Source organism: Pseudocitrobacter faecalis, assembly GCF_965231525.1.
Lineage (GTDB): Bacteria > Pseudomonadota > Gammaproteobacteria > Enterobacterales > Enterobacteriaceae > Pseudocitrobacter > Pseudocitrobacter faecalis.
The window spans coordinates 1,975,307-2,001,288 of sequence record NZ_CBDDNJ010000002.1 but is presented as its reverse complement, the minus strand read 5'-3'; the positions used below and the strand labels follow the sequence as shown (position 1 = coordinate 2,001,288).

The following is a 25,982-nucleotide window of genomic DNA, read 5'->3' as shown; positions in this document are numbered from 1 at the left end:
AACGTCACAGCACCGGGTAGAGGATTGACATTGTCGTCCCGCCCGGTAAGCTGTATGCATAAACAGTATCTGGAGTTATTATGGTCAACCGCAGGGTTCCCGTCCGGCCCGAGCCCTTCCTGGGGCCTCTCTACACTTATCCCGAGCATCTGCGCTATTGCCTGGAAACGTTGCCGAAATTGCCCGGTGTGTACATCTTTCACGGCGACAGCGACACGCTTCCTCTCTATATCGGTAAAAGCGTCAATATTCGCAGCCGCGTGATGTCGCACTTTCGCACCCAGCAGGAAGCGGCACTACTGCAACAGACCCGACGCATTAGCTGGCAACCGACCGCCGGCGAACTCGGCGCGTTGTTACTTGAGGCTCGTCTGATTAAAGAACAGCAACCGCTGTTCAATAAACGGCTCCGCCGCAATAAACAACTGTGTTCCCTGCGTCTCCAGGGAAATGTGCCTCAGGTGGTATACGCCCGCGAAGTCGATTTTTCCCACACGCCAGGCCTCTTTGGCCTGTTTGCCAATCGTCGCGCTGCCCTTGAAGCATTGAAGTCTGTGGCCGATGCACAACGTCTTTGCTACGGCATCATGGGGCTGGAACCGTTAAGTCGGGGGCGCGCCTGTTTTCGTTCAATGCTGGGGCGCTGCGCGGGTGCCTGCTGTGGCCGTGAAAGCATAGATGATCACAATGACAGATTACGCAGCGCGCTGGCCCATTTACAACTGGTCTGTTGGCCGTGGACAGGCCCGGTGGCGCTGGAGGAGAAAAGTGACACCCTCACCCACTACCATATTGTTCATAACTGGCTATGGCTTGGGGCGGTGGAATCGCTCACTGAAGCGGAAACCCTGACGCGGATCGCGACAGGGTTTGATCAGGATGGCTATAAAATACTCTGCCGCCCAATGCTGAGCGGCGAGTATGTGATCCACGAGCTAAATTAACGCTCACGTAACGCTTCTCGCGCTTTATTAAACGGCTTCAGCAAGTAATCAAGCACCGTTTTGCGTCCGGTTTTGATATCCACCGTCGCTACCATCCCTGGAAATATCGGGAACGACTGCCCGGCTCTGTTCTGCAAATGATTACTGTCGGTGCGAATGTATACCCGGTAATAGTAAACATCACGACGAACCTCGTCCTGAAGGGTATCGGGTGAAATCACCGCGACCTCACCCGCTAAGGCGCCGAAAATCGAGTAATCGTAAGCGGTAATTTTCACCAGCGAGGCTTGCCCTGGATGAATAAACGCCACATCGCGCGGTGAGATTTTAGCTTCAATCAGCAGTTGCTCATCCAGTGGTACGATGGTCATTAATTTGCCGCCGGGGGCGATAACCCCGCCTACCGTCGTGACATCGATGTCTTTTACAATGCCGCGCACCGGGGCGGTGAAATTCAACCGGGTTAACGAATCTTCACGCCCGCGAATAACGGAACGCTGCGCTTGCGCATCGGCATTCGCTTTTGCCAGATCTTCACGCGCGCGAACGTAGTACTGGGTTCTGATTTCGGTAATCTTATTTTGCATCTCGTTTAACTGGCGCTGCAAACGCAAGACTTCCACACTACTCGCCGCGCCTTGCTTAACAAGGGGCTGTGTCATTCCCAGCTCGCGATTAACCAGACGAATGCCCTCTTCAAGGCCTGAAATTGAGCGCGTCAGCGCTTCGCGACGCGTAGTGTAAAGCGCGGTTTCGGAGGCAATGAGCTCGGGCTGCGACTTGAGTTCATCGGGAAATACCAGTGACGTGTTATTGACCTCTGCATTGAGGCGCGCGGAGGTCGCCAGCGCCGCATATAAGCGCGATTGAGCTTCCTGCACATCAGATTCTGTTTTGGTTCGGTTAAGCTGCGCCAGTGGCTGGCCTTGCTCAACAATATCCCCCACCTTCACATTCAAATGATAAAGAATGCCCCCCTCAAGCGATTGCACGACCTGATCGCGCCCGGAAGGCTCGACGGTGCCCGTCCCGGTCGTCACTTCATCAAGCTTGAAAAAGTATGCCCACCCCAGAAAGCAGAGAAACATAACGGCGACAAGACGTACAGCCAGTGCTGAACGCGGTAATCGCGGCTCGTTCAGGCCACGGTTAAACTGAATCTGACCATTCATGCCGCGCTCCCCTTATCATTTTGTACGGTGACCCGACGCACCGGCGCGCCGTTGAGTTCATGCAGAATCGTCTCTTTCGCGCCGTCTCTGACAATGCGGCCCTGATCCATCACGATGATGCGGTCTACCAGTTGCAGCATCATTGTGCGATGAGTCGCGATCACCAGCGTGCGTTGCCCCACCCACTGCTTCAGATTTTCGATTACGTGCGCCTCGGCAATTTCGTCCAGCGAGGCGCTGGGTTCATCGAGCAGGACGATATTGGGTTGTGAGATGAGCAGCCGCGCCAGCAGCAGGGTTTGCCGCTGACCGCCGGAAAGACCAAAGCCCCCTTCCTGAATCATATAGTTGAGGCCGTTCTTCTGCTTCTGGACAAAGGGCAGCGCCCCGCTGAGGGTTAACGCACGTTCGATATCTTCATCGCTGGCTTCCGGCATCCCCATGGTGAGGTTCTCCCGCAGCGAGCCAAAGAACAGTCGTCCGGTCTGACTGAGCAGCCCCATATCGCGGCGCAGATCGGCCGGATCAAGCTGCCGGATGCTGATATTATCCAGCAACACCTGCCCCTGCTGAGCAATACGCATTCCGGCAAGCATTTGTAGCAGCGTCGATTTTCCCGCGCCGTTGCGCCCGAGAATGGCGATTTTCTCACCCGCCTGAATGGTGAGTTTGCCGATCGCCACATCGGCAATTTTCTCTTCTTCATCGTAATAAAATACCGCGTTGCTGAACTGATAATGACCGTTCAGCACCGCTTTATGCACCAGTTTGCCATGCTCCGGCTGATCCACCGGACGCTTCATGAGTTCGTCGAGGCCATTACGCGCCACTTTTGCCTGCTGCCAGCGCGAGAGTACGCCGGAAATCTGTGACAGTGGCGCAATAGTGCGCGAAGCCAGAATGGTCGTACCGACCAGTGCACCGGTGGTCATGTCGCCGCTCATCACCATAAAACAGCCTACCAGCAGCACCACCACGTAGACGATGGATTGTACTTCCTGCGTCCAGGTCAGCAGCAGACCGGTAAGAAAACGTTGCCTCATGCTGATAGACGACGCCACATCGTTGGTGTGATTCCACTGATTCTGGAAACGCTGCTCGGCGCGCAGCAGTTTAATATCTTCAATAGACTGTACGGCTTCTACAAGCGTTGCGTTGCGCACCGCAGACTCACGCATCCCTTCATTCGCCAGCCGCGCCAGCGGGCGCTGTAACAGCAGACCAGGGATCACCAGCAAAGGCAGCGCCAGCAAAACAACCAGCACCAGCCAGCCGCCAATCAACCATAAAATAAAGACAAACAGCAGGAAGAACGGCAGATCCGCTACCGCGCCAATGGTGGTCGAGGTGATGAGTTCTCGCACCGATTCCAGTTCGCGGATCTGCGAGATAAACGATCCGGTGGATTTCGAACGCACATTATTCTTAAGCCGTAAGGCGTGGCCAAAAACGCGATCTGAAATTCGTAAGTCCGCCCGTTTGCCAATCATATCCGAAAGGTGCGTGCGCACCATGCGCATACAGAACTCAAACAAAATCGCCATCATCACCCCGGCAAACAGCACCCACAGCGTCGGGTATGACTGCGCAGGCACCACGCGATCGTAAACCTGCATTGAGAAAATCATCGCCGCCAGCGCCAGCACGTTCGCTACCAGCGAGGCCAGCATAATATCGCCGTAGCGCCGCCAGTCTTTCAGCGAAAGGCTCCAGAACCAGTTCGCCTGATAGGGGCGAATGTAATCATCTACCCGCGCGTCAGGAATAGCGCTAAGCGGACGCAGCAGTGCCAGTTCAACGATTTTCTCTTCAACATCCGCAACGTTCAGCGTGGTTTCCAGCCCGCCATCACCGCTGAACTGAATGCTGATATTGTCGTGGTTATCCCGGCGGGTAATCACGCCAATCTGCTGATTATCAAATACCGCAATCAACGGCAGCCGCCAGGGGTTGAGCGAGTCAGCGGAGAACGCCACCAACCGCAGCCCCATACCCAGCTGGCGCGCCATATCCGTCAATAACTCTTCCCGCTTGCTGTCGCGCTCCCAGTTGACGGTTGCGCGCACATTTTCCTGGGAGAAATCGAGACGGTAATAACGCGCGACGGCGATCATCGCCTCCAGCCAGGCTTCCACGGACTGGGCATTTTTTTTCATTGTCTACACCACCATCAGCTGATGATTCGCCAGCAACGTGGCAAGATCGGTATGCACGCCCGTCAGCGTGACCACGGTAGTTGTCGCAAAGCCGCCGCCCGTACCATCGCGATCAATCTGCACGATAGTGTCGCTGCCGCTCTGGGTCACTTTGACAAAATCAGTAATGTTTCCGGCTTGCGCATCCAGCGTCGCCACACCGTTAACGTAGCTGGCTTTGCCATTGCCGGTGTAGCCACTGCCCTGCAGCAGCTCGCGAATATCAATGCGATCGGTGTCTGGGGTGCCTTCCCACGTCCCCACCGTAAAGCCATTGACCACGTCCGAACCGTTGCCGCCGGTGGCGTCACTGGCGTTGAGCAGTTTATAGAGCAACGTGTCGTGCCCCCGTTGCCGATGTTGAGCGTGTCGTTGCCGCCACGGCCCTCTAGCTGGTTATCGCCCGCGCTGTCGGTCAGGGTGTCGTTAAAGTTCGAACCGGAAATACCTTCGATATTGGTAAAGGTCGAGGTATTAAAACCGGTCGCCTGCGCGGCGGTGCTGTTTAAATTTGCGGTAACGCCTACCGTGGAGAGTCGGAAATCGACCACGTCCATGCCACCGTTTGCAAGCCAGGTACCGGTGCCTGAGTTGTACACCCAGCCGCCTGAACCGTCGTAAGTATCGGAGCCTGCGGTGGCGAAGAAGGTATCGTTATAACCGGTACCGACAAACTTGCCATTGTTGCTCGCCGTACCCGCTTCGGCGCTAAGGTCGTAAGCGTGAGTGGCAGCGGAGGCCTGTAAGCCGCCCCAGGTGGTGTTGACCGTCTGGTCAATATTACTGGCGGTGGCACCGGTGGATTTAATCAACACCGCGTTGTAGGTTTCTCCGGCGTTCAGTCCGTAGAAATTGACTAACGCCGAGGTGTCGTTAACCCCCACACCCGACTGCGGGTTAATGATTTGCGTGGCAACCAGCACGCCCGCCGCGTTGTACAGTTTTACGGTGTTACCGTAATAGACGTTAATGCCGTTGGGATCGGTAATACGCAGGTGCAGTGACGTGCCGGCGCTCACCGTGTTGGTGTTACGAATCAGGAACACGCTGCCCGACTGTTTGGTCACCAGCACATCCACCGCGCCGTCCCAGTCGTAGTCCATCGCCGCCACGCCGCTGGTGGTGCCACTCTGGCTGGCGCCGATGGCTGACTGTGTCCAATTGCTGGCGTTACTGACGTTGGTATAAAGATATGACTGTCCGGTTTGGGCGATACGGGCGATATCCATCAATCCGTCGTGATTCCAGTCCAGCGCCACGCTGAACTGGCTGATATAGGTTGTCGCTGTTGCGCCAACGGCCACCGGGCTGCCTAAAACACCGCTGCCGTTATTTATCAGCAACGATCCGTAAGTACTCCGCCCCTGACTGGCCGGTAAATAGAGATCCATAAATCCATCGCTGTTGAAATCAGCCCAGGTCATGGAAACCGTATTACTGGTGGCAGCACTGCCCGCGCCGCTGAGGAAAGTATTAATGGTATTTTGACCCCAGACGAAACTGCCATTCCCCTGGTTAATCAGCGTCGAAAGGGTGTAGTAGTTATTCAGGTTGTATGTATGCTGCGCAAGATCGATGCTACCGTCGTTATTGAGATCGACACCAGAACCCTCAATGAGCGAAAAATAGGCGGTTACCGCTCCGCCGACCGTCGCATTGCCACCACTATTCGTGGTAGTAGAGTTCGCGGTTAGTACGCCAGCATTGTTATAAATAAAGGTCTTAGAATCTGGCCCACCGGCATCACCGACCCAGAAATCAAGATAGCCATCGCCTTCTTTATCAAAGGCCACAATAGAGCCATACCAGACCAGCGCCGCCGTATCCACCTGAACAGCGCTGGCAAACGTGCCATCGCCGTTATTCGTAAAACCGTTGATATAGCTGCTCCCGTAGTCATTACGGCTTATATACAGATCCCCGGTGCCGTTGCGGTTGTAATCGGCGATAGCGCTGTTGGCATAATCATTGCTGCTCAGATAAAGCGTCAGCGGGGTTTTCGACCAGGTGAGAGGATCGGTTGATTGCATCACCTGCTGGTTTGCCAGCACCGTCCACATCCCGTGCGTATCCAGGCCGTAGGTCAACCCCAGGGCGGTTGTTTTATTTGTCGTAGTCCAGGTTGGCGTGTAATCAATCGCGGCGTTAACCGTAACGGTGCCGCTGCTGATATTGGCATTATTGCCATTCCCTGCCGAACTTTTAACCTGCGCGGTAACGTTATATGCGGTAGAAGAAACGGCCAACGTATCGCTGTCCGGTAACTGCACATACCAGGTGTTGTGGGCCGGATCAACCACCACCGCGCCACCCGGCTGCGAGGTGTAGGTTTTGCCGTTAATGATGACTTCGACATACTGGCCGCTGGTTAGCTCTGCAGTGACAACACCACTGACGATAGGCGTTGTATCGCGCGTGGTCTGGCTGGTCACTTGCGCCAACGTGGTCGGAATAGACGTATCGACCGTCAGAACAAAATCACTGGAGGCGGTGATATTCCCTGCCAGATCCACCACCCGTGCGCTATAGGTGTAGGCACCGCTCAGCAGGCCACTGTCGCTGTATGTCCAGTTCAGCGCACCGACCATGGTGACCGCGCCTAACAGCAGGCCGTTACGGTAGAGATAGACCACTTCACCGCTGGCAAGCGGTGCGGAGAGGACACCGTTCAGCAGCGGTGTGGTGTCGTCGGTGGTCAGTGAACTGCTTAACGTCCCCTGACGCTGCCCGACATCATCGGTATACGACACAATGGTTGGCGTGGCGGTCGGGTTAAGGGTATCGACCACTACCGTTTTCGACACTACCGGGCCCGTGTTCCCTGCCAGATCCAACACCCGCACCTGATAAACGTAGCTGCCATCGGATAACGTGCGGCTGTCAGTGTAACTCCACTGCGTACCGTTGGTGGTGACAGTGGCCCATGTCGCGCCGCCGTCGAGGCTAATCTGCGCCACTTCGCCGCTGGCAAGGCCCGCACCCAGTGAGCCGGTTAGCGTGAGCGTGGTATCGCTGGTAATAAAGTCGGTGGCTGAACTGCCCGTGTCGGTACTGATGCTGGCAATGGTTAACACCTGCGCCGGGTTAACGGTGTCGATTTGCGCCGTCTGACTGCCCGTTGCGCCAACATTACCCGCCTGGTCAATGACCCGCACCTGCCAGGTGGTGGTGCCGTTGGTGAGTGTGCGCCCGTCAACGTAAGTCCAGTTCAGTCCGTCTGCCGCCAGCGTCACGTTCACCCAGGTCACGCCGTTGTCGGTACTGATTTGCGCGAACTCATTAGCGCCAAGCGCCGCCCCCAGTACACCGCGCACCGTAAGCGTGGTATCGCTGGTAATAAAGTCGCTGTTGATCGCGCCGGTGTCATCGGTAATGCCGGTAATCGTGATGCTTTTCGCCGCTTCCGGGCTGGTGGTGTCGACCACCACATTTTGCGTCGCGGTCTGTCCGACGTTCCCCGCCAGATCCACCACCCGCACCGTGTAGTGCCAGATACCATCGGTCAGTGTACGACCATCGGTATAGCTCCAGGTGGTGCCGATAACGGTTAAGGTGCTCCAGGTGACGCCGCCGTCGAGGCTGATTTGCGCCCGTTCATCTGCCGCCAGTGTTGCGCCGAGCGTACCGCGCACCGTAAGCGTCGTGTCACGAGTAACAAAATCGCTGCTGCTTAAGCCGGTGTCATCGCTGATCCCCGCAATGGCGATGGTTTTGCTCGCCAGCGGTGCGGTAGTGTCGACGGTGACAATCTGGCTGGCTGTCGCACCGATATTTCCGGCGGTGTCGATAACGCGTACCTGATAGTTGTAGTTACCATCGGTCAGCGTGCGCCCATCAAGATAGGTCCAGGTTGAGCCGTTTACTGACAGATTCTGCCAGGTGGTACCGCCATCAATGCTGATTTGCGCAAACTCACCGGCAGAGAGCGTCGCGCCCAGCGTACCGCTTACCGCAAGCGTGGTATCACTGGTGACAAAATCGTTAGTGATAAGCCCCGTGTCGGTCGTGATAGCAGTGACAGCGATAGTTTTCACCGCCGGATCGGGCGCTGTGGTGTCGATCACCACGTTCTGGCTGTCGGTCGCGCCGACGTTGCCCGCCGCATCAATGACTCGCACCTGATAGACATAGTTGCCATCGGTGAGCGTGCGGCTGTCGTTATAGCGCCAGGTGGTGCCGGTGACGGTGAGCGTACTCCAGGTTGTGCCGCCGTCGATGCTGATTTGTGCCGTCTCGTTACTGGCAAGCGCGGCGGTCAGCGAGCCGTTGACCACCACCGGGCTGACGCTGGTGATAAAGTCGCTGGCGCTAAGCCCGGTGTCGGCTTGCAGGGAATCAATATTAATCCCCATCACCGGGGCGCTGAGATCGACGGTGATAGTGTGATCGCGGCTGCCGGCGTTGCCAATGGCGTTAGTGACCGAAGCGTTAATCACATAGGCGTTGCCGTCCGCCAGCGCAGTGACATCGGCGCTGCTAAGGGTATAACTCCAGCTCCCCCCGGTCTGCACCGTGGTGGTGTAGGTTTTGCCGTTTAAGGTCAGAGTCAGCGTCTGCCCAACCGGCGCGGTTGTGGTGCCGCTGATGATAAGCGCCGAGCCGTGTTCCGCCGCGCTCACCACATCATCGCCCGCAAAGGTGTTGATGGTGACGGTGGGTACGTCGCCGTTGAGGGTAACGCCACGGCTGGCGCTGCCCGGATTTCCGGCCTGATCGGTCACTGTCGCGCTGATGGTGTAGCTACCGTCGCTTAATCCGGCAAACTGCTGCGCCGGAATAAATACCGACCAGTTTCCGCCGCTGCCAACCGTTGCGCTCCAGCTTTGCCCATTAAAGGAGACGTTCACCGTCTGGCCCACTTCGGCGGTGGTGGTGCCGCTGATGGTCTGCCCGGCAAGCTGTTCAGCGTTGTTAATAATATCGTCGCCCGCCACCGTGGCGATGGTCACCGTCGGCGCCGCGGTATCGACGGTCAGGACATGCGTGGCCTGAGCGGGATTGCCCGCACGGTCATTGACGCTGGCGGTAAGGGTCTGCGCGCCCTGCCCAAGCGTTGCCAGATCCGCTGCGGGAACATTCAGCGCCCAGGTGCCATTAACCGCCACCGTGGCGGTGTACGTTTTGCCGCCAAAGGTGACGGTGACCGTTTGTCCGACTTCCGCACTGGTCGCGCCGTTAAGCGTGAGCGGCTGCTGCTGTTCTGCGGCATTGAGTCGGTCATCCGTCGAAACGGTGTTGATACTGATAACCGGCGCGGTGAGGTCTACCGCCACGCTGCGCGAGGCCGTAGCGCTGTTTCCGGCGCTGTCCTGCGCGGAGGCGCTGACCGTGTAACTGATGCCATCACTGAGCGCGGCGACATCTGTCGCAGGCACGTTCACGCTCCAGCTCCCGTTACTTTGGATCGTAGCGCTGTAGCCTTTGCCATTAAGTGACACTGTCACTATAGTCCCTGCAGCAAATTGGGTGCCCGTGCCGCTAAGAGTCAGCGCGCTGCCTGCTTCAGCGGCGTTAATGAAGTTATCGCCGCTGATGGTACTGACCGAAAGCGACACCGCTGCCGTATTGACCTGCACGTTGTGCGTCTGGGTACTGCTGTTGCCCGCGCTGTCGGTGATGGTGGCGCTGATGGTCACCGTACCGTCTGCAAGGCCGGAAATCACGCTGGCCGGGACACCAACGCTCCAGTTGCCGCTGCCATCGGTGCTGGTGACATATTGCTGTCCGTCGAGGGTCACCACCAGGCGGTCACCCGCTACCGCGCCCGTGGCGGTGCCGCTGATGATCTGCGCCTGAGTGTGTTCGACGTTGTTAATCACATCATCGCCCGCCACGGTGTTAAAGCTAATCACCGGCGCGGTGGTATCGACGGTCACGCCTTTGCTGGCGCTGCCGGGGTTACCTGCCAGATCGCTGACTATGGCGGCCAGGGTGTAACTGTTGTTAGCAAGCGCGGTTAAGTCGCTGGCAGGCAGCGTTAAACTCCAGCTCCCGTCAGCCTGTACCGTGGTCTGGTAATTACTGCCGTTAAGAACGACGGTCAGCGTCTGCCCTGCCTGCGCCGTGCTGGTACCGGACACCGTCACGCCTGCCGCTGCTTCGCTGGCGTTGATGATGTTATCGCTGGCAATCGTGTTAATGGTAACGGTCGGCGCGGTGGCATCGACGCTATATTCGTGCGTTGCCGTGGCGCTGTTGCCATTGACGTTAGTCACCTGCACCTGGGCGCTGGCCTCGCCGTCGCCCAGAGCCGCCAAATCTGCTGCCGGAACGGCGGTACTCCAGTTGCCGTTATCCGCCACCGTGGCGGTGTAGGTTTTGCCGCCAAAGGTGACGGTGACCGTTTGCCCGGCTTCCACGCCGGAAGTATTACCGGAGAGCGTTAACGCCGCGCCTTTTTCGGCGGCGTTAATCACATCATCGGCGGTGATGGCGTTAATACTGATGGCGACAGCAGTGAGATCAACGGTCACCGGATGCGTAATACGGGTCTGGGTTCCGGCAGTGTTAGCGCCGCTTACCGTAATATCCACCGTACCCGCTGGCCAGTTACTGACATCTGCTGCCGGAATGCCGACGCTCCAGGTGCCGTTCGCCAGCACCGTTGCGGCATACGTTTGGTTGTTTATCACCAACGTCAACGCCGTGCCAGCCGCAAAGCCAGCGCTGCTGCCGGTGATCACCTGTGCCTGTCCGTGTTCGATAATATTGACCACATTATCGCCTGCGACAGTATCCACGCGCAGGCCCGGCAGGCTGGCGTCTATGGTGATATCGCGAGTCCCGCTGCCGGTGTTGCCCACGGCGTTCGTCACCGAGGCGTTAACGGTGAGCTCACCGTTACCCAGCGCCTGCCAGTCGGTGGCCGGAACGCTGACGCTCCAGCTTAAATCTGGCTGTACGGTGGCAGTGTAAGTTTTACCGCCCAGTTCAAGGGTAACGGTACTGCCAGCCGCCGCACCGGTTACCTGGCCGCTGACGGTTTGCGCGCTGCCCGCTTCAGCAGCGTTGATAATATCGTCCGTCGCCACCGTATTAATGGTCACGCCCGGCAGCGCGGTATTCACCTGCACGTTATGGCTGGCGGTGCTGCTGTTGCCCTGAGCATTGGTAACGCTCGCCGTCACGCTGTAAGTGGCTTCGCCCAGCGCGCTAACCGCAGAGGCGGGAACGGTGACGCTCCAGTTGCCGGAGCCATCCGTCGTGGCGCTGTAGTGTTGTCCGTTCAACGTGACGGTTACTGCCGTTCCCGCGGGTTGATCGCTGGTGCCGGAAAGCACCAGATCTGATCCTTTTTCCACCGCGTTGATCACGTCATCGCCCGCGAGGGTGTTGATGCCAATCACCGGCGCGGTGAGGCTAACGGTCACCGTGCGACTGGCGTCGTCGCTGTTGCCTGCCCGATCGCTGACGCTGGCGGTGATGATCTGCGCACCGCTACCGAGCGCAGCCACATCTGCTGGCGGTACACCCACGCTCCAGTTGCCGGCGGCATCAAGCGTTGTGGTGTACGTTTTGCCGTTGAGCACAACGCTCACCACGTTGCCCGCTTCCCCGCCGGTACTGGTGCCGGAAATCACCAGCGCCTGCACGTGTTCGGCGTCGTTGATGATGTCATCGGCCGCCACGGTGTTGATGGTGAGAACCGGCGCGGTGGTATCTACCGACAGATTATGGCTGGCGCTGCCGCCGTTGCCCGCTTTGTCATTGACCGTGGCGCTGACGGTGTACTGGCTTGCCGTTAGTGCACCGAGTGCTGACGTGGGTACGCTAACGTTCCAGCTACCATCCGCCTGCACATTGCCGGTATAGGTTGCGCCGTTCAGGGTAACAGTGACCGTCTGCCCGGCTTCGGCGGTGCTGGTGCCGCTGATGGTGAGTGGGCTTCCCGCCTCCGTCGCGTTAAGAATATCGTCGCTGGCAAGGGTATTAATGATGAGCGTTGGCGCGCTGGCATCGACCCTGTACGCATGGGTTGCCGAGGCGTTATTGCCGCTTGCGCTGCTGACGCTGGCCTGGACGCTCGCGGCACCGTCCGGCAGGCTTGCGAGATCCGCTGCCGGAACGTTCACGCTCCAGCTACCGTTGGCGGCGACGCTTGCAGTATAGGTTTTGCCACCAAAGGTAACGGTAACGTTTTGCCCGGCTTCAATCCCGCGGGTGCTGCCGGAAAGGGTCAGATCGACACCTTTTTCAGCGGCATTAATCACATCATCGCTGGCAACGGTGTTGATGCCGATCGCCACCGCCGTTAAATCGACGGTGAATGGATGGCTGATGCTCACCGGATTTCCGGCGCTGCTTTGCCCTGCCACTTCAACGCTTAACGCTCCCGCAGGCCAGGCGCTGACGTTCGCCGCCGGGATGCCGACACTCCAGCTTCCGTCCGCCTGTACTGTGGCGGAATAATCCACATTGTTGATGGTGACCGTCAGCACGGCACTTGCATTCAGGCCACTGCTTCCTCCGGTAATGACCAGCGCCTGCCCGTGCTCGATGCTATTGACGATATCATCGCCTGCCACCGTATCCACCCGCAGACCTGGCAGGTTGGCATCAATGATGATCTCTCGCGTACCGCTGCCGGTGTTGCCATTAGCGTTCGTCACTGAGGCGTTAATGGTCAAATCGCCATTACCTAACGCCTGCAAATCGGCTGACGGAACGGTAACGCTCCAGCTTAAATCGGGTTGAACTTGCGCTGTGTAGCTGTTAGCGCCCAGCGTCACGGTAACCGTATCGCCTGCGGCGGCGCGCGTAACCGCCCCGCTGAGTGTTTGATCGGCTCCCGCTTCGGCGGCGTTGATAATATCGTCGCCTGCCACGGTGTTGATGGTGACGCCCGGCAGGCCGCTATCGACCAGGAGGCGTGCCTGACTGCTCGCGCTATTGCCCACCGTACTGGTGGCGCTGGCGCTGACAGTATAGTTAGCCTGGCCTAATGCGTTCAGATCGTTAACCGGGACGGTTAACGTCCAGTTGCCAGAGGCGTCGGTAGTGGCGCTGTAGTTAAGACCGTTCAGCGTGACGGTGACCTGCGTGCCGGTCACCAGCCCCGTACTGCCGCCGCTGATGGTCAACGGCTGGCCTTTTTCATCGGCGTTCAGCACATTATCGCCGCTGATGGCGTTAAAGGTAATTGAAGGCAGCCCGGTATTGACCGTTACCTGATGCGTGGTACTGCCGCTGTTACCACCGGCATCGGTTACGCTGGCGGTGAGAGTGACCGTACCGTTCGTCAGTGCCGAGACGACGTTCGCCGGTACGCCGACGCTCCAGTTACCGCTGGCATCCAGCACGGTAGTGTAGGTATTGCTGCCAAGGGTGACCGTGACGGTGCTTCCGGTCGTCGCACCGGTGGCGGAACCGCTGATGATCTGCGCCTGGGTATGTTCCACCGCGTTGATCACATCATCGCCCGCCACCGTGTTGATAGTGACGACCGGAACGGAAATATCCACCGTTAGATTGTGGTCAACCGTGGCCGGGTTTCCGGCTTTATCGCTCACCGCTGCGCTGACGGTGTAGTTGCTGGCGGTCAGCGCGCTTACGTCGGCTGACGGTACGCTGACGCTCCAGCTCCCGTCCGTTTGTACCGTGCCAGTATAGTTTGTGCCATTGAGGGTAACGGTAACGGTTTGCCCCGATTCCGCCGTGCTGCTGCCGGTGATGGTCAGCGCAGATCCGGCTTCCGTGGCGTTAAGAATATCGTCACTGGCAAGGGTATTAATGGTGACCGTTGGTGCGGTGGCATCGACGCTGTAAGCATGGGTGGTAGTAGCGTTGTTACCGTTAATGTTGCTGACGCTGGCCTGTGCGCTGGCATCACCATCACGCAGTGCTGCCATATCCGCCGCCGGCACCGTGGTGCTCCACGAACCATTCGCCGCCACCGTGGCGCTGTAGTGTTTACCGCCAAAGGTGACGGTGACCGTTTGCCCAGCCTCCACGCCGGAAGTGCTACCGGAGAGCGTTAACGCCGCGCCTTTTTCGGCAGCGTTAATCACATCATCGGCGGTAATGGCGTTGATGCTGACGGCAATCGCCGTGAGATCAACAGTCACCGGATGCGTGACGCTGACCGGATTTCCGGCGGTGGTGTTGCCGCTGGCTGTAAGGGTGACCGTCCCTGCAGGCCAGGCGATGACATCGGCCGCAGGAACGCCGGCGCTCCAGGTGCCATCCGCCAGTACCGCCGCAACATAGGTTTGCCCGTTAATGGTCAGCGTGACGTTGCTGCCCGCGGCCAGATCGGTACTGCTGCCGGTAATCACCAGCGCCTGACCGTGCTCGATAATATTGACCACATCATCGCCCGCCACGGTGTCGACCCGCAGACCGGGGAGATTCGCGTCCAGGGTGATTTCGCGGGTGCCCGTACCCGTATTACCTACGCTGTTCGTCACTGAAGCTGAAATTGTCAGCTCGCCGTTGCCCAGCGCCTGTAGCGCCGAGGCCGGAACGTCGACGCTCCAGCTTAAATTCGCCTGCACCGTGGCGGTGTAATTCGCCCCGCCGAGGGTGACGGTTACCGTGTCGCCTGCCGCCGCGCCCGTCACCTGCCCGCTGAGAGTCTGGCCCGCACCCGCTTCCGCAGCGTTAATAATATCGTCCGTTGCCACCACGTTAATGGTGACACCCGGCAGCGCGGTATTCACCTGCACGTTATGGCTGGCGGAACCCCTGTTGCCATCGGCGTCAGTGGCGGAGGCCGTCAGGGTATAAGTCGCTTCACCAAGCGAACCAACCGCAGACGCCGGAACGGTCACGCTCCAGTTACCGGACGCATCGGCGGTGGCGGTATAATTTTGCCCGTTGAGCGTGACGGTAATCGCTGTACCTGCAGGCTGGTCGCTGGTGCCGGTAATCGCCAGATCTGCGCCTTTCTCCGTGGCGTTGATAATATCGTCGATGGCGATGGTGTTAATGCCGAGTACCGGTGCATCAAGCGCCACATTGACAGTGTGCGAGGCTGTGTCGCTGTTACCTGCAGAGTCGGTAACCGTGGCGGTAATGGTCACATCGCCCTGCGCCAGTGTGGAAATCACGCTGGCAGGCACGCCGATGCTCCAGTTGCCGTTGGCGTCCAGCACGGTGGTATACGTGGTCGTGCCAATGGTAACGGAAACGGTGTTACCGATCGTCGCCCCCGTTGCCGAGCCGCTGATAATCTGCGCCTGTCCGTGTTCCGTGGCGTTAATCACGTCATCGCCTGCCACCGTGTTGATGGTAACGACCGGAGCGGCAAGATCTACCGTCAGATTATGCGTTGCCGAAGTCGGATTACCGGCTTTGTCGCTGACCGCTGCGCTGACGGTATACGAGCTGGCGGTGAGGTTGGCTAAATCGCCAGTTGGAACGTTGACGCTCCAGCTTCCGTCAGCCTGCACGTTGCCGCTGTAATTGACGCCGTTTAGCGTCACGGTCACCGTCTGCCCGGCTTCTGCCGTGCTGGTGCCGCTGATGGTCAGCGCCGAACCCGCTTCAGCGGCGTTAAGGACATCGTCCGTGGCGAGGGTGTTAATCGTGATGGACGGCGCAATGGCGTCAACGCTGTAAGCATGAGTAACCTGCGCGCTATTCCCCGCCACGTTCGTCACGCTGGCTTGTACGTTTGCCGCACCGTCAGGCAATGCAGTCAGATCCGCAGCCGGAACCGTTAGCCCCCAGCTGTTGTCTGTGGCGACAGTCGTGGTATAGCTTTTACCGCCGAAGATAACGGTGATGGTCTGCCCCGCTTCAACACCAGAGGTGGTGCCGGAAAGCTGCAAATCGCCGCCTTTTTCGGCGGCGTTAATGACATCATCAGTGGAGAGTGTGTTGATGGTAATCGCCACGGTAGCCAGATCGACCGTGATCGGATGAGTAATACTGGTTGTCGTTCCGGCGGTGTTGGTGCCCGAAACGGCAATGTCGACCGTACCCGCAGGCCAGTTGCTGACATCTCCCGCCGGAATGCCGACACTCCAGGTGCCGTCAGCTAATACCGTCGCACCGTATGTGACGCTGTTGATTTCCACGGTTAGTGGCGTTCCCGCCGCCAGCCCGCTACTGCTGCCGGTTACCACCAGCGCCTGAGCGTGCTCAATACTGTTAATCACATCATCGCCTGCCACGGTATCGACCCGCAGACCTGGCAGGTTAGCGTCTATCACGATGTCGCGGGTGGCGGTGCCGGTGTTGCCTGTGGTGTTGGTCACCGAGGCGCTGATGGTCAACTCACCGTTACCCAAAGCCTGCAAATCTGCCGCCGGCACGCTGACACTCCAGCGTAAATCTGGTTGCACGGTAGTGGTGTATTGGTTGCCACCAAGGGTAACCGTCACCGTGTTCCCGGCCTCTGCCGTTCCTGTTACCTGGCCGCTGATGGTCTGATTAATCCCACTTTCAGCGGCGTTGATGATGTCATCGCCTGCCACGGTATTCATGATCACCCCAGGCAGGAGCGATTCGACATTCACCGTATGGCTGGCTGCGCCGCTGTTGCCCGCGCTGTCGGTGGCGCTGGCGCTAATGGCGTAGATAGCCTCTCCCAGCGCGCCCACCGCCGAAGCAGGCACGGTAACGCTCCAGTTACCGGAACCATCAGTGGTGGCGCTGTAGGCCAGGCCATTCAGCATCACGGTGACCGTGCTACCGGTCGCCAGACCGCTGGAGCCACCGCTGATGGTCAGATCCTGGGTTTTCTCAACACTATTAATAATGTCATCGCCAGAGACAGTATTGATGGTCAGCGTCGGGCCGCTAAGATCAACGGTCACATTATGGGTCGTGCTATCGCTGTTACCCGCGCGATCGCTCAGACTGGCGGTAATGCTCTGGCTGCCGGTTGCCAGCGCCGTCACATCCGCCGCCGGGATCCCCACGCTCCAGTTGCCGGAAGCATCAAGCGTGGTGGTGTAGTCTTTGCCGTTGAGCGTGACGGTAACCACATCGCCCGCCGCCGCCCCCGTGCTGGTGCCGGTGATCACCAGTGCCTGACCGTGTTCGATGGCATTGATGATGTCATCCACCGCCACAATGTTTATGGCGATATCCGGCGCAGTCACGTCCACCGCCAACGCGTGGTCGGCGCTTGCCGGGTTACCCGCTTTATCGCTCACCGTCGCGGTGACGATATAACTGCTGACGGTTAAACCGCTTAAATCCGTAGCAGGAACATTCACGCTCCAGGTGCCATCGCTCTGGACGGTAGTCTGGTAAGTATTGTTATTCAGCGTGACGGTCAGCGTCTGCCCGGCCTGGGCTGTGGTGGTGCCACTGATAGCGATCCCCGCGCCCGCCTCCGTTACGTTGAGAAGATCGTCGCCGGCAATGGTATTGATGGTAACAAGCGGCGCGGTGGCATCGACGCTGTAGGCGCGGTCGGTCTGGGCTGTGTTGCCATTAATATTGCTGACACTGGCCTGCACGTTCCCTGCACCCTCAGGAAGCGAAGCGAGATCGGCGGAGGGCACGTTCACCGTCCAGCTTCCATTGGCTTCAACCGTGGTGGTGTACTTTTTGCCGCCAAAGGTGACCGTCACCGTTTGCCCGGTCTCCACTCCGGCGGTATTGCCACTTAAGACCAGCGTTTCGCCCTTTTCCACCGCATTAATCACATCATCGCTGGAAAGGGTGTTAATGGTTATTGCGACCGACGCCAAATCCACCGTGATCGGATGAGTGATGCTTGATGTCGTGCCAGCGCTGTTGGTTCCGCTTACGGTAATATCGACCGCGCCCGCCGGCCAGTTGCTGACGTCTGCCGCCGGAACGCCCACGTTCCAACTACCATCGGATAACACCGTAGCGCCATAAGTGACATTGTTGATAACTACCGTTAATGCGGTTCCTGCCGTCAGTCCGGTGCTGCTGCCGGTAATGACCAGCGCCTGGCTGTGCTCAATGCGGTTGAGCACATCATCCCCTGCAACAGTATCGACGCGCAGCCCCGGCAGATTGGCGTCGATAGTTATATCCCGCGTACCGCTGCCGGTATTGCCAACACTGTTGGTCACCGAAGCGTTAACGATAAGATCGCCATTGCCAATGGCCTGGATATCCGCCACCGGAACGTCCACACTCCAGTTTAAACCAGGTTGTACGGTGGTGGTGTAGGTGTTTCCGCCAAGCGTTACCGTGACGGTATCGCCCGCCGCTGCACCTGTAACCTGGCCGCTGATGGTTTGCACATTGCCTGCTTCGGCGGCGTTAATGATGTCATCGGTCGCCACCGGATTAATGGTGACGGCGGGTAAGGCGCTGTTAACCACTACGTTATGGCTGGCAGAGTTACTGTTGCCTGCCGTGTCGGTGACATTCGCGGTTACCGTGTAGTTCGCCTCACCCAGCGCACTGACCGCTGACGCTGGCACCGTGGCGCTCCAGTTACCGTTGCTATCTGCGGTAGCGGTGTAATTTTGCCCGTTCAGCGTCACCGTAACCGTGGTACCCGCAGACTGGTTGCTGGTGCCGGAAATTTGCAGGTCTGTGCCTTTTTCCGTGGCGTTAATCACGTCATCGGTGGCGATGGGGTTGATGCCAATGGTCGGCGCGGTGAGGTTAACGGTAACCGTGCGACTGTCATCATCGCTGTTGCCTGCCGCGTCGGTGATAGTGGCGGTGATGGTTTGCGCACCGCTGCCCAGTGCGGTGACGTCTGCAGCCGGAACACCAACGCTCCAGTTGCCGGAGGCGTCCAGCGTCGTGGTGTAGCTTTTGCTGTTGAGCGTGACGGTAACCACATCGCCCGCTTCCCCGCCGCTGCTGGAACCGGAAATCACCAGCGCCTGCCCGTGTTCGATGGCGTTAATAATGTCATCGCCGGAGACGGTGTTGATGGTGAGCACAGGCACGGTGAGATCCACCGCCAGTCCATGCGTGGCGGTCGCCGGGTTACCCGCTTTATCGCTGACTGAGGCGCTGACCGTGTACTGGCTGGCGGTCAGATTGCTGAGATCCGCCGTCGGCACGCTGACGCTCCAGCTGCCATCCGCCTGGATGGCGCCAGTATAAGTAACGCCATTAAGGGTAACGGTCACCGTCTGCCCCGCTTCGGCGGTACTGGTGCCGTTGATAGTTAACGGATTGCCCGCCTCGGCGGCGTTAAGAATATCGTCAGTAGCGAGGGTATTGATGGCAAGCGTTGGCGCCGTGGCATCGACGCTGTAAGCGTGCGTTGCCGAAGCCGCGTTGCCGTTAATATTGCTGACGCTGGCCTGTACGGTGGCGTCGCCGTCGCGTAACGCGCTGAGATCGGCGGCAGGTACGGTGGTTGCCCAACTGCCATCGCCCGCTACGGTGGCAGTATACGTTTTTCCGCCAAAGGTGACGGTGACCGTCTGCCCCGACTCCACGCCGGAAGTGCTGCCGGAAAGGGTTAAATCTGCCCCTTTTTCAGCCGCATTAATCACATCGTCGCCGGAAACGGCGTTAATGGAGATCGCCACCGCCGCCAGATCGACGGTGACCGGATGGGTGATAGAGACCGGGTTTCCGGCGCTACTGGTGCCCGAAACCGTGATATCCACCGTCCCCGCAGGCCAGTTGCCCATGTCTGCCACCGGAATGCCGACACTCCATGTGCCATCGGCGAATACTGTCGCAGCGTAAGTAACCGTATTAATCACCACCGTCAGCACCGCGCCGGGCGCCAGCCCACTGCTGCTACCGGTTATCACCAGCGCCTGACCGTGTTCGATGCTGTTGACCACGTCATCGCCCGCCACGGTATCGACACGCAGACCGGGCAGATTGGCGTCGATAGTCACATCCCGCGTACCGCTGCCGGTATTGCCCACGCCGTTGGTCACCGACGCGTTAACAGTAATATCGCCATTGCCGATAGCCTGAATATCCGCCGCCGGGACGCTAACGCTCCAGCTTAAGTTAGCCTGCACGGTAGTGGTGTAGGTGTTGCCGCCAAGCGTCACCGTGACGGTATCGCCCGCCGCTGCGCCCGTCACCTGGCCGCTGATGGTCTGTGCGCTGCCTGCTTCGGCAGCGTTAATAATATCGTCGGTCGCTACCGGATTAATGGTGACCCCAGGCAGCGCGGTGTTGACCTGCACAGTGTGGCTTGTGGAATGACTGTTGCCCGCGCTGTCGGTGACATTCGCCGTCACCGTGTAGCTGGCTTCACCCAGCGCACCCACTGCGGAAGCGGGCACCGTGGTGCTCCAGTTGCCTGCAGCGTCCGTCGTGGCAGTATAATTTTGCCCGTTCAGCGTCACCGTAACCGTGGTACCCGCAGGCTGGTTGCTGGTGCCGGAGATGTGCAGATCCGCCCCTTTTTCCGTGGCGTTAATCACGTCATCGGTGGCGAGAGTGTTAATGCCAATGGTCGGCGCGGTGAGGTTCACGGTGACCGTGCGACTGTCATCATCGCTGTTGCCTGCCGCATCAGTCACCGTGGCGGTAACGGTTTGTGGGCCGCTGCCCAGCGCGGTGACATCCGCGGCCGGAACGCCGACGCTCCAGTTGCCGGAGGCATCCAGCGTGGTGGTGTAAGCTTTATTATTCAGCGTGACGGTAACCACATCGCCCGCTTCCCCGCCTGTGCTGGAACCGGAGATCACCAGCGCCTGTCCGTGTTCGACGGCGTTAAGAATGTCGTCACCCGCAATGGTGTTGATAGTCAGCACCGGAACGGTGAGATCCACCACCAGATTATGCGTGGTACTCGCCGGATTGCCCGCTTTGTCATTCACCGTGGCAATCAAGGGATAACGACCATCGGCCAGACCGGCAAGATCTGTTGCCGGAATGGTGATGCTCCAGGTGCCATCAGCCAGAACCGTCGCCTGATACGTCTGTGCGGCAGGATTATTCAGCGTTACCGTAACGATCTGCCCGGCTTCGGCGGTGGTGCTGCCGCTCACCGTTACCCCCGCACTGGCTTCACTGGCGTTAACGATGTTGTCGCTGGTAACGGTATTGATAATGAGGGTCGGCGCGCTGCTATCCACACTGTAGTTATGTGTCGCCGAGGCGCTGTTGCCGTTGAGATTAGTGACGCTGGCCTGCGCTGAGGCACTACCCGGCGGTAATGCTGCCAAATCGGCGGCGGGCACGGTGACACTCCAGCTACCATTTGCCGCCACGCTGGCAGTGTAATTTTTACCGCCAAAGGTCACAGTGACGGGTTGCCCGGCTTCAACGTTAGCGGTGGTACCAGAAAGGGTTAAATCCACGCCTTTTTCTGCGGCGTTAATCACATCGTCGGTGGCGATGGTGTTGACAGAGATAGCCGTCGGGGTGAGATCGACCGTCACCGGATGGGTGATGGTGACCGGGTTACCGGCACTACTGGCACCGGACACCGTGATATCCACCGTGCCCGCAGGCCAGTTGCGCACATCTGCAGATGGAACCCCCACGTTCCAGGTGCCATCAGCGAGTACCGTCGCGCCGTACGTCACGCCATTGATAACGACCGTCAGCGCTGAGCCTGTCGCCAGCCCGCTGCTGCTGCCCGTGATGACCTGTGCCTGACCGTGTTCGATGCTATTGATGACATCATCCCCCGACACCGTATCGATCCGCAGACCAGGGAGATTAGCGTCAATGGTGATATCACGCGTACCGCTGCCAGTGTTGCCGTTTTCATTGGTGACCGAGGCGTTTACCGTTAACTCGCCATTGCCCAACGCCTGAATATCCGCTGCCGGGACGCCCACGCTCCAGCTTAAACCAGGCTGCACGGTGGTGGTGTAGGTGTTGCCGCCAAGCATCACGGTGACCGTATCCCCCACCGCTGCGCCCGTCACCTGACCGCTGATAGTCTGTACGCTGCCCGCTTCCGTAGCGTTAATAACATCGTCGCTCGCTACCGGATTAATGCTCACGCCGGGCAACGCGCTGTCGACCTGAAGGTGATGGCTGGCGGTCGTGCTGTTACCAATAGCGCTGGTGACGACCGCCGTCACGGTATAGTTGGCCTGGCCGAGAGTCGCCACTGCAGATGCCGGAACCGTCACGCTCCAGTTTCCTGAAGCATCGGTCGTCGTGGTGTAATTGTGTCCGTTCAGCGTCACGGTGATTGCCGTACTGGCAGGCTGATCGCTGGTGCCGGTAATTTGTACATCAGCCCCTTTTTCGCTGGCGTTAATGACATCATCGCCCGCAATGGTGTTGATGCCAATCACCGGCGCGGCAGTATTGACCGTGATGCTGAGAGCCTGAGTCCCCGTGTTTCCGGCGCGGTCGGTGACCGAAACGTTAATCGGATAACTGCCATCCGCCAGTCCGCTCACGACCGAAGCCGGAACGCCCAGACTCCAGTTGCCGGAAGCATCCACCACCGTGGTGTAATTCACATTGTTCAACGTAACGGTGACGATATCCCCAGCCTGCGCGCCAGTAACGGTACCGCTGATGATTTGCGCCTGGGTGTGTTCCGACGTGTTGATGATATTGTCGGTTGTCACCGGATTAATGGTCACCATCGGCGATGTGGCATCCACCACTGCCACGTGTGAAACGCGGATCGGGTTACCGGCAACATCGTTCACACTGGCGGTAACCGTGGCGTTGCCGTCAGCCAGTGCATCCACATTTGCCGCAGGCACCGTCACACGCCATGTGCCATCTGGCTGCACGGTGCCCTGCCAGCTCTGCCCGTTAAGGGTAACGGTGACTGTTTGTCCCGGCTGAGCGTCAGTGGTGCCGGTGATTTGCAAATCCTGCCCGCTTTCAGCGGCGTTGATAATATTATCGGCAGTAAGAGAATCAATGCTCAACGCCGGTGCCTGGCTATCTATGGTAAGGGTGTGAGAGGTGTCGCCGGAGTTGCCGCTGATATTGGTAACGGTCGCCGTGATTTGCGCCGCACCGTCTGGCAGGTTGCTGAGCACGCTGACGGGAACGCTCAGGCTCCAGGAACCGTCGCTCTGCACCGTGGCTGTCAGAGTTTGGCCGGCAAATTTCACCACCACCGTTTGCCCCGCCTCGACGCCCTGTGTGGTGCCCGTTACTGTCAGTGGCGCGCCTTTTTCTGCGGAATTAATGATGTCATCGCCAGAGACGGTGTTAATCGCAATCGCCACGGCCCCCGCATCCACAACAACATTATGATCGATAGAGACCGGGTTACCTGCCGAATCAGTCGCACTGGCGGTAACGACGACCGTACCTGCGGTGAGCGCCTGTAAATCCGCGGCGGGTATCCCCACCTGCCAGTTGCCGTTGCTGTCGGTAACCCCCTGATAAGTTTCACTGCCAAGCGTTACCGTTACTGTGGTACCGCCAGGTAAATAGCTACTGCTGCCAGAAATGACCAAATCCTGAAGCTGTTCGAGAGCGTTAATAACGTCATCGCCAGAAATAGTATTGATACGCAGACCCGGCAGCGTTGCGCTGATGGCGATCTCACGTTCACCGTTACCGGTGTTGCCGTGCCCGTTCATCACGGAGGCATTTATGGTTAACGCGCCATCACCCAGCGCCTGTAAATCTGCCGTCGGAACGGTCACGCTCCAGGTGAGATTACTGCCAACGGTCGCCGTATAGGTATTACCGCCCAGCTCAAGGGTGACCCTATCGCCCTGCGCGGCACCGACTACCCGCCCGCTCAGCGTCTGATTGGCGACGACTTCGGCGGCATTCACCACGTTATCGCCCGCGAAGGTATTGATAATCACCTGCGGCAGCACTTTATCAACCAGCAGTTGTCCTTGCCCGCTACCGCTATTACCGTTGGCGTCGGTTCCACTTACCGTCACGGTATAATTTCCGTTCGCCAGGTTGAGTACATCGTTTACCGGCACCTGAAGTGACCAGGTATTGCCGCTCGCCGTGGCGGTATACGTATGATTATTCAACACCACATTGACGACACTGCCGTCGGGCAAACTGGTGGTGCCACTTAACGTTAATGGTCGAGACGACTCTTGTGCATTCAGGACATTATCCTGACTGATCGTGTCAACCGTGAGTTGCGGGGCCGCGCCGCTTAACGTGATCACGCGCGAGGCGCTTCCCGTATTACCTGCGGCATCAGTGACAGACACGGTGAGAGTATGCACGCCCGTTCCCAATGCCTGGCTCACACTGGCCGACATGCCAATGCTCCAGCTGCCATCCGCCGCGACGGTACCTAACAGAACCTGATTGCCGATCCTCACGGTCACCACATCCCCGGCTGACGCGCCATTCGCCCGTCCGGAAAGGATCTGCGCAACGCTCTGCTCTGCACCGTTAAGAATGTCATCCCCGGCCACGGTATTTATGGTTATCTGCGGTGCCCGACTATCGACGCTCAGGCTACTCTGCGTCTGGGTCGCATTTCCGGCTTTATCGGCCACACTGGCGGACACCGTAAACTGACCGTCGCTGAGCGCCTGTACTTCACTGGCCGGAATCGACAGTTGCCAGGTGCCAGAGTTGCTGACCACTGCCGTATGCGAAACGCCGTTCAACGTGAGTGTGACGGTTTGTCCCGGCTGGGCTGTTGTTGCACCGCTTATCGTCAACGACGTGCGATGCTCCAGCGCGTTAATGACATTGTCCTGGGCGATGGTGTTAATGGAGAGTGTAGGTGCTTGCGTATCAACCGTTAGCGTTTGACTGGCAGAAATCCGGTTCCCGACCGCATCGGTTCCTGAAATGTTGACCGTTTGATTGCCTTGCGCGAGCGCCTGGGCATCCGCCGCAGGGATCGCGACATGCCACGTGCCGTCCGCGCCGACTTCGGTGGTGTAGGTTTTGTCATTGAGCGTCAGCGTCAGTGTGCTGCCTGCGGCCAGATGCTGCGTTGTCCCGGACAGCGTAAACCCCGCCGCGTGTTCCTGAATATTGAGGACGTTATCGCCCGACGTCGTGGCGATAGACAGAATGGCCGGCGTGGTATCGATATTGAGTGTGATAGTGCCAGCCGACGTCGTCTGGTTACCGTCAATTTGCGAGACCGACCAGGTGTGCTCGCCCGCTGACTGGGTGGGAAGCGTAACCGACCAGCGCCCATCTGTGCCTACAGTGGTAGTGGCAATGGTAATGCCACTGCTGTCACGTATCGCGATGGTTGCCCCGGCCTGCCCGGTGCCGCTGAATGAAGGCGTACTGTCGTCAGTGGTCTCACCGGTAACCAACAAACCTTGTTTATCACCCGTATTATCGAGGGTGATAAACGAAGGTGTCGCGCTTTGTGGTTCACCGGGCGGCGTAACCACTTCCGTTTTACTGTCGCCACCATCACCTCCACTGGCGAGTAGCGCACCGACCGCTCCCCCCGCCAGCGTTCCGCCCACAATCCAGCCCCAGGGAAGGCCGCTGGCCGTGCTGGCTGCATCATCGATGAACGGCGAAATCGAGCTGATGACGTCATTTTGAGGTGACAACGTAACGGGCGAGAACCCGACTGCTTCCGCATTGCCGGCAAAGCTGACATGCGTCAACGTCAGTCCATCATCAAAGACCAGCTCCGAATATTCATTTGTCGCCGGCGCAACGGCAAAATAACCGTTACAACGTATCACCGTCCCGTCTTTCATATAGATAAGCAGATCGTCGCCCTGGCGAACATAATGATCCACTCCACTGACAGGAGAATGAATCTGTAACACCGAGGGTTGATACACCACCAAAGAGGTGTTGCCCGACGCAATAATGCTTTGTTTAACCGCGCCTTTACGGGAGATAATATCAATGACAGTATTCATCATGTTTTCCGGATATTCTTACGGCGGCTTTTT

General features: G+C 58.5%; 3 protein-coding genes and 1 pseudogene. 1 reads left to right on the top strand and 3 read right to left on the bottom strand.

Annotated elements, in window-relative coordinates:
* Positions 1–80: 80 nt before the first annotated feature.
* On the top strand, positions 81–944 hold the full coding sequence (gene cho / locus ACOXYR_RS10215; protein WP_108474273.1) for an excinuclease Cho: 864 nt from the start codon (positions 81–83) through the stop codon (positions 942–944).
* On the opposite strand, the gene ACOXYR_RS10210 is transcribed toward cho, so the two are convergent.
* The 3 genes and pseudogenes from ACOXYR_RS10210 to ACOXYR_RS10200 all read right to left on the bottom strand — a co-directional run bounded on the left by ACOXYR_RS10210 (position 941) and on the right by ACOXYR_RS10200 (position 25,949).
* A complete protein-coding gene (locus tag ACOXYR_RS10210; protein ID WP_407731075.1) occupies positions 941–2,116 on the bottom strand; it encodes an HlyD family type I secretion periplasmic adaptor subunit in 1,176 nt (391 codons plus the stop codon). The two genes, cho and ACOXYR_RS10210, sit on opposite strands and share 4 nt — an antisense overlap.
* Positions 2,113–4,272: a type I secretion system permease/ATPase gene (locus tag ACOXYR_RS10205; protein ID WP_421356144.1), complete on the bottom strand. Its 2,160-nt coding sequence runs from the start codon at positions 4,270–4,272 to the stop codon at positions 2,113–2,115. The genes ACOXYR_RS10210 and ACOXYR_RS10205 overlap by 4 nt, the downstream gene beginning before the upstream one ends.
* Positions 4,273–4,275: 3 nt before the next feature.
* Positions 4,276–25,949: pseudogene (locus tag ACOXYR_RS10200) on the bottom strand (Ig-like domain-containing protein).
* Positions 25,950–25,982 lie beyond the last annotated feature (33 nt).

What these genes read in the sequence shown, in the direction of transcription:
- cho (WP_108474273.1), top strand. Translation starts at nt 81, where the DNA reads ATGGTCAACCGCAGGGTTCCCGTCCGGCCCGAGCCCTTCCTGGGGCCT.
- ACOXYR_RS10210 (WP_407731075.1), bottom strand. Translation starts at nt 2,116, where the DNA reads ATGAATGGTCAGATTCAGTTTAACCGTGGCCTGAACGAGCCGCGATTA.
- ACOXYR_RS10205 (WP_421356144.1), bottom strand. Translation starts at nt 4,272, where the DNA reads ATGAAAAAAAATGCCCAGTCCGTGGAAGCCTGGCTGGAGGCGATGATC.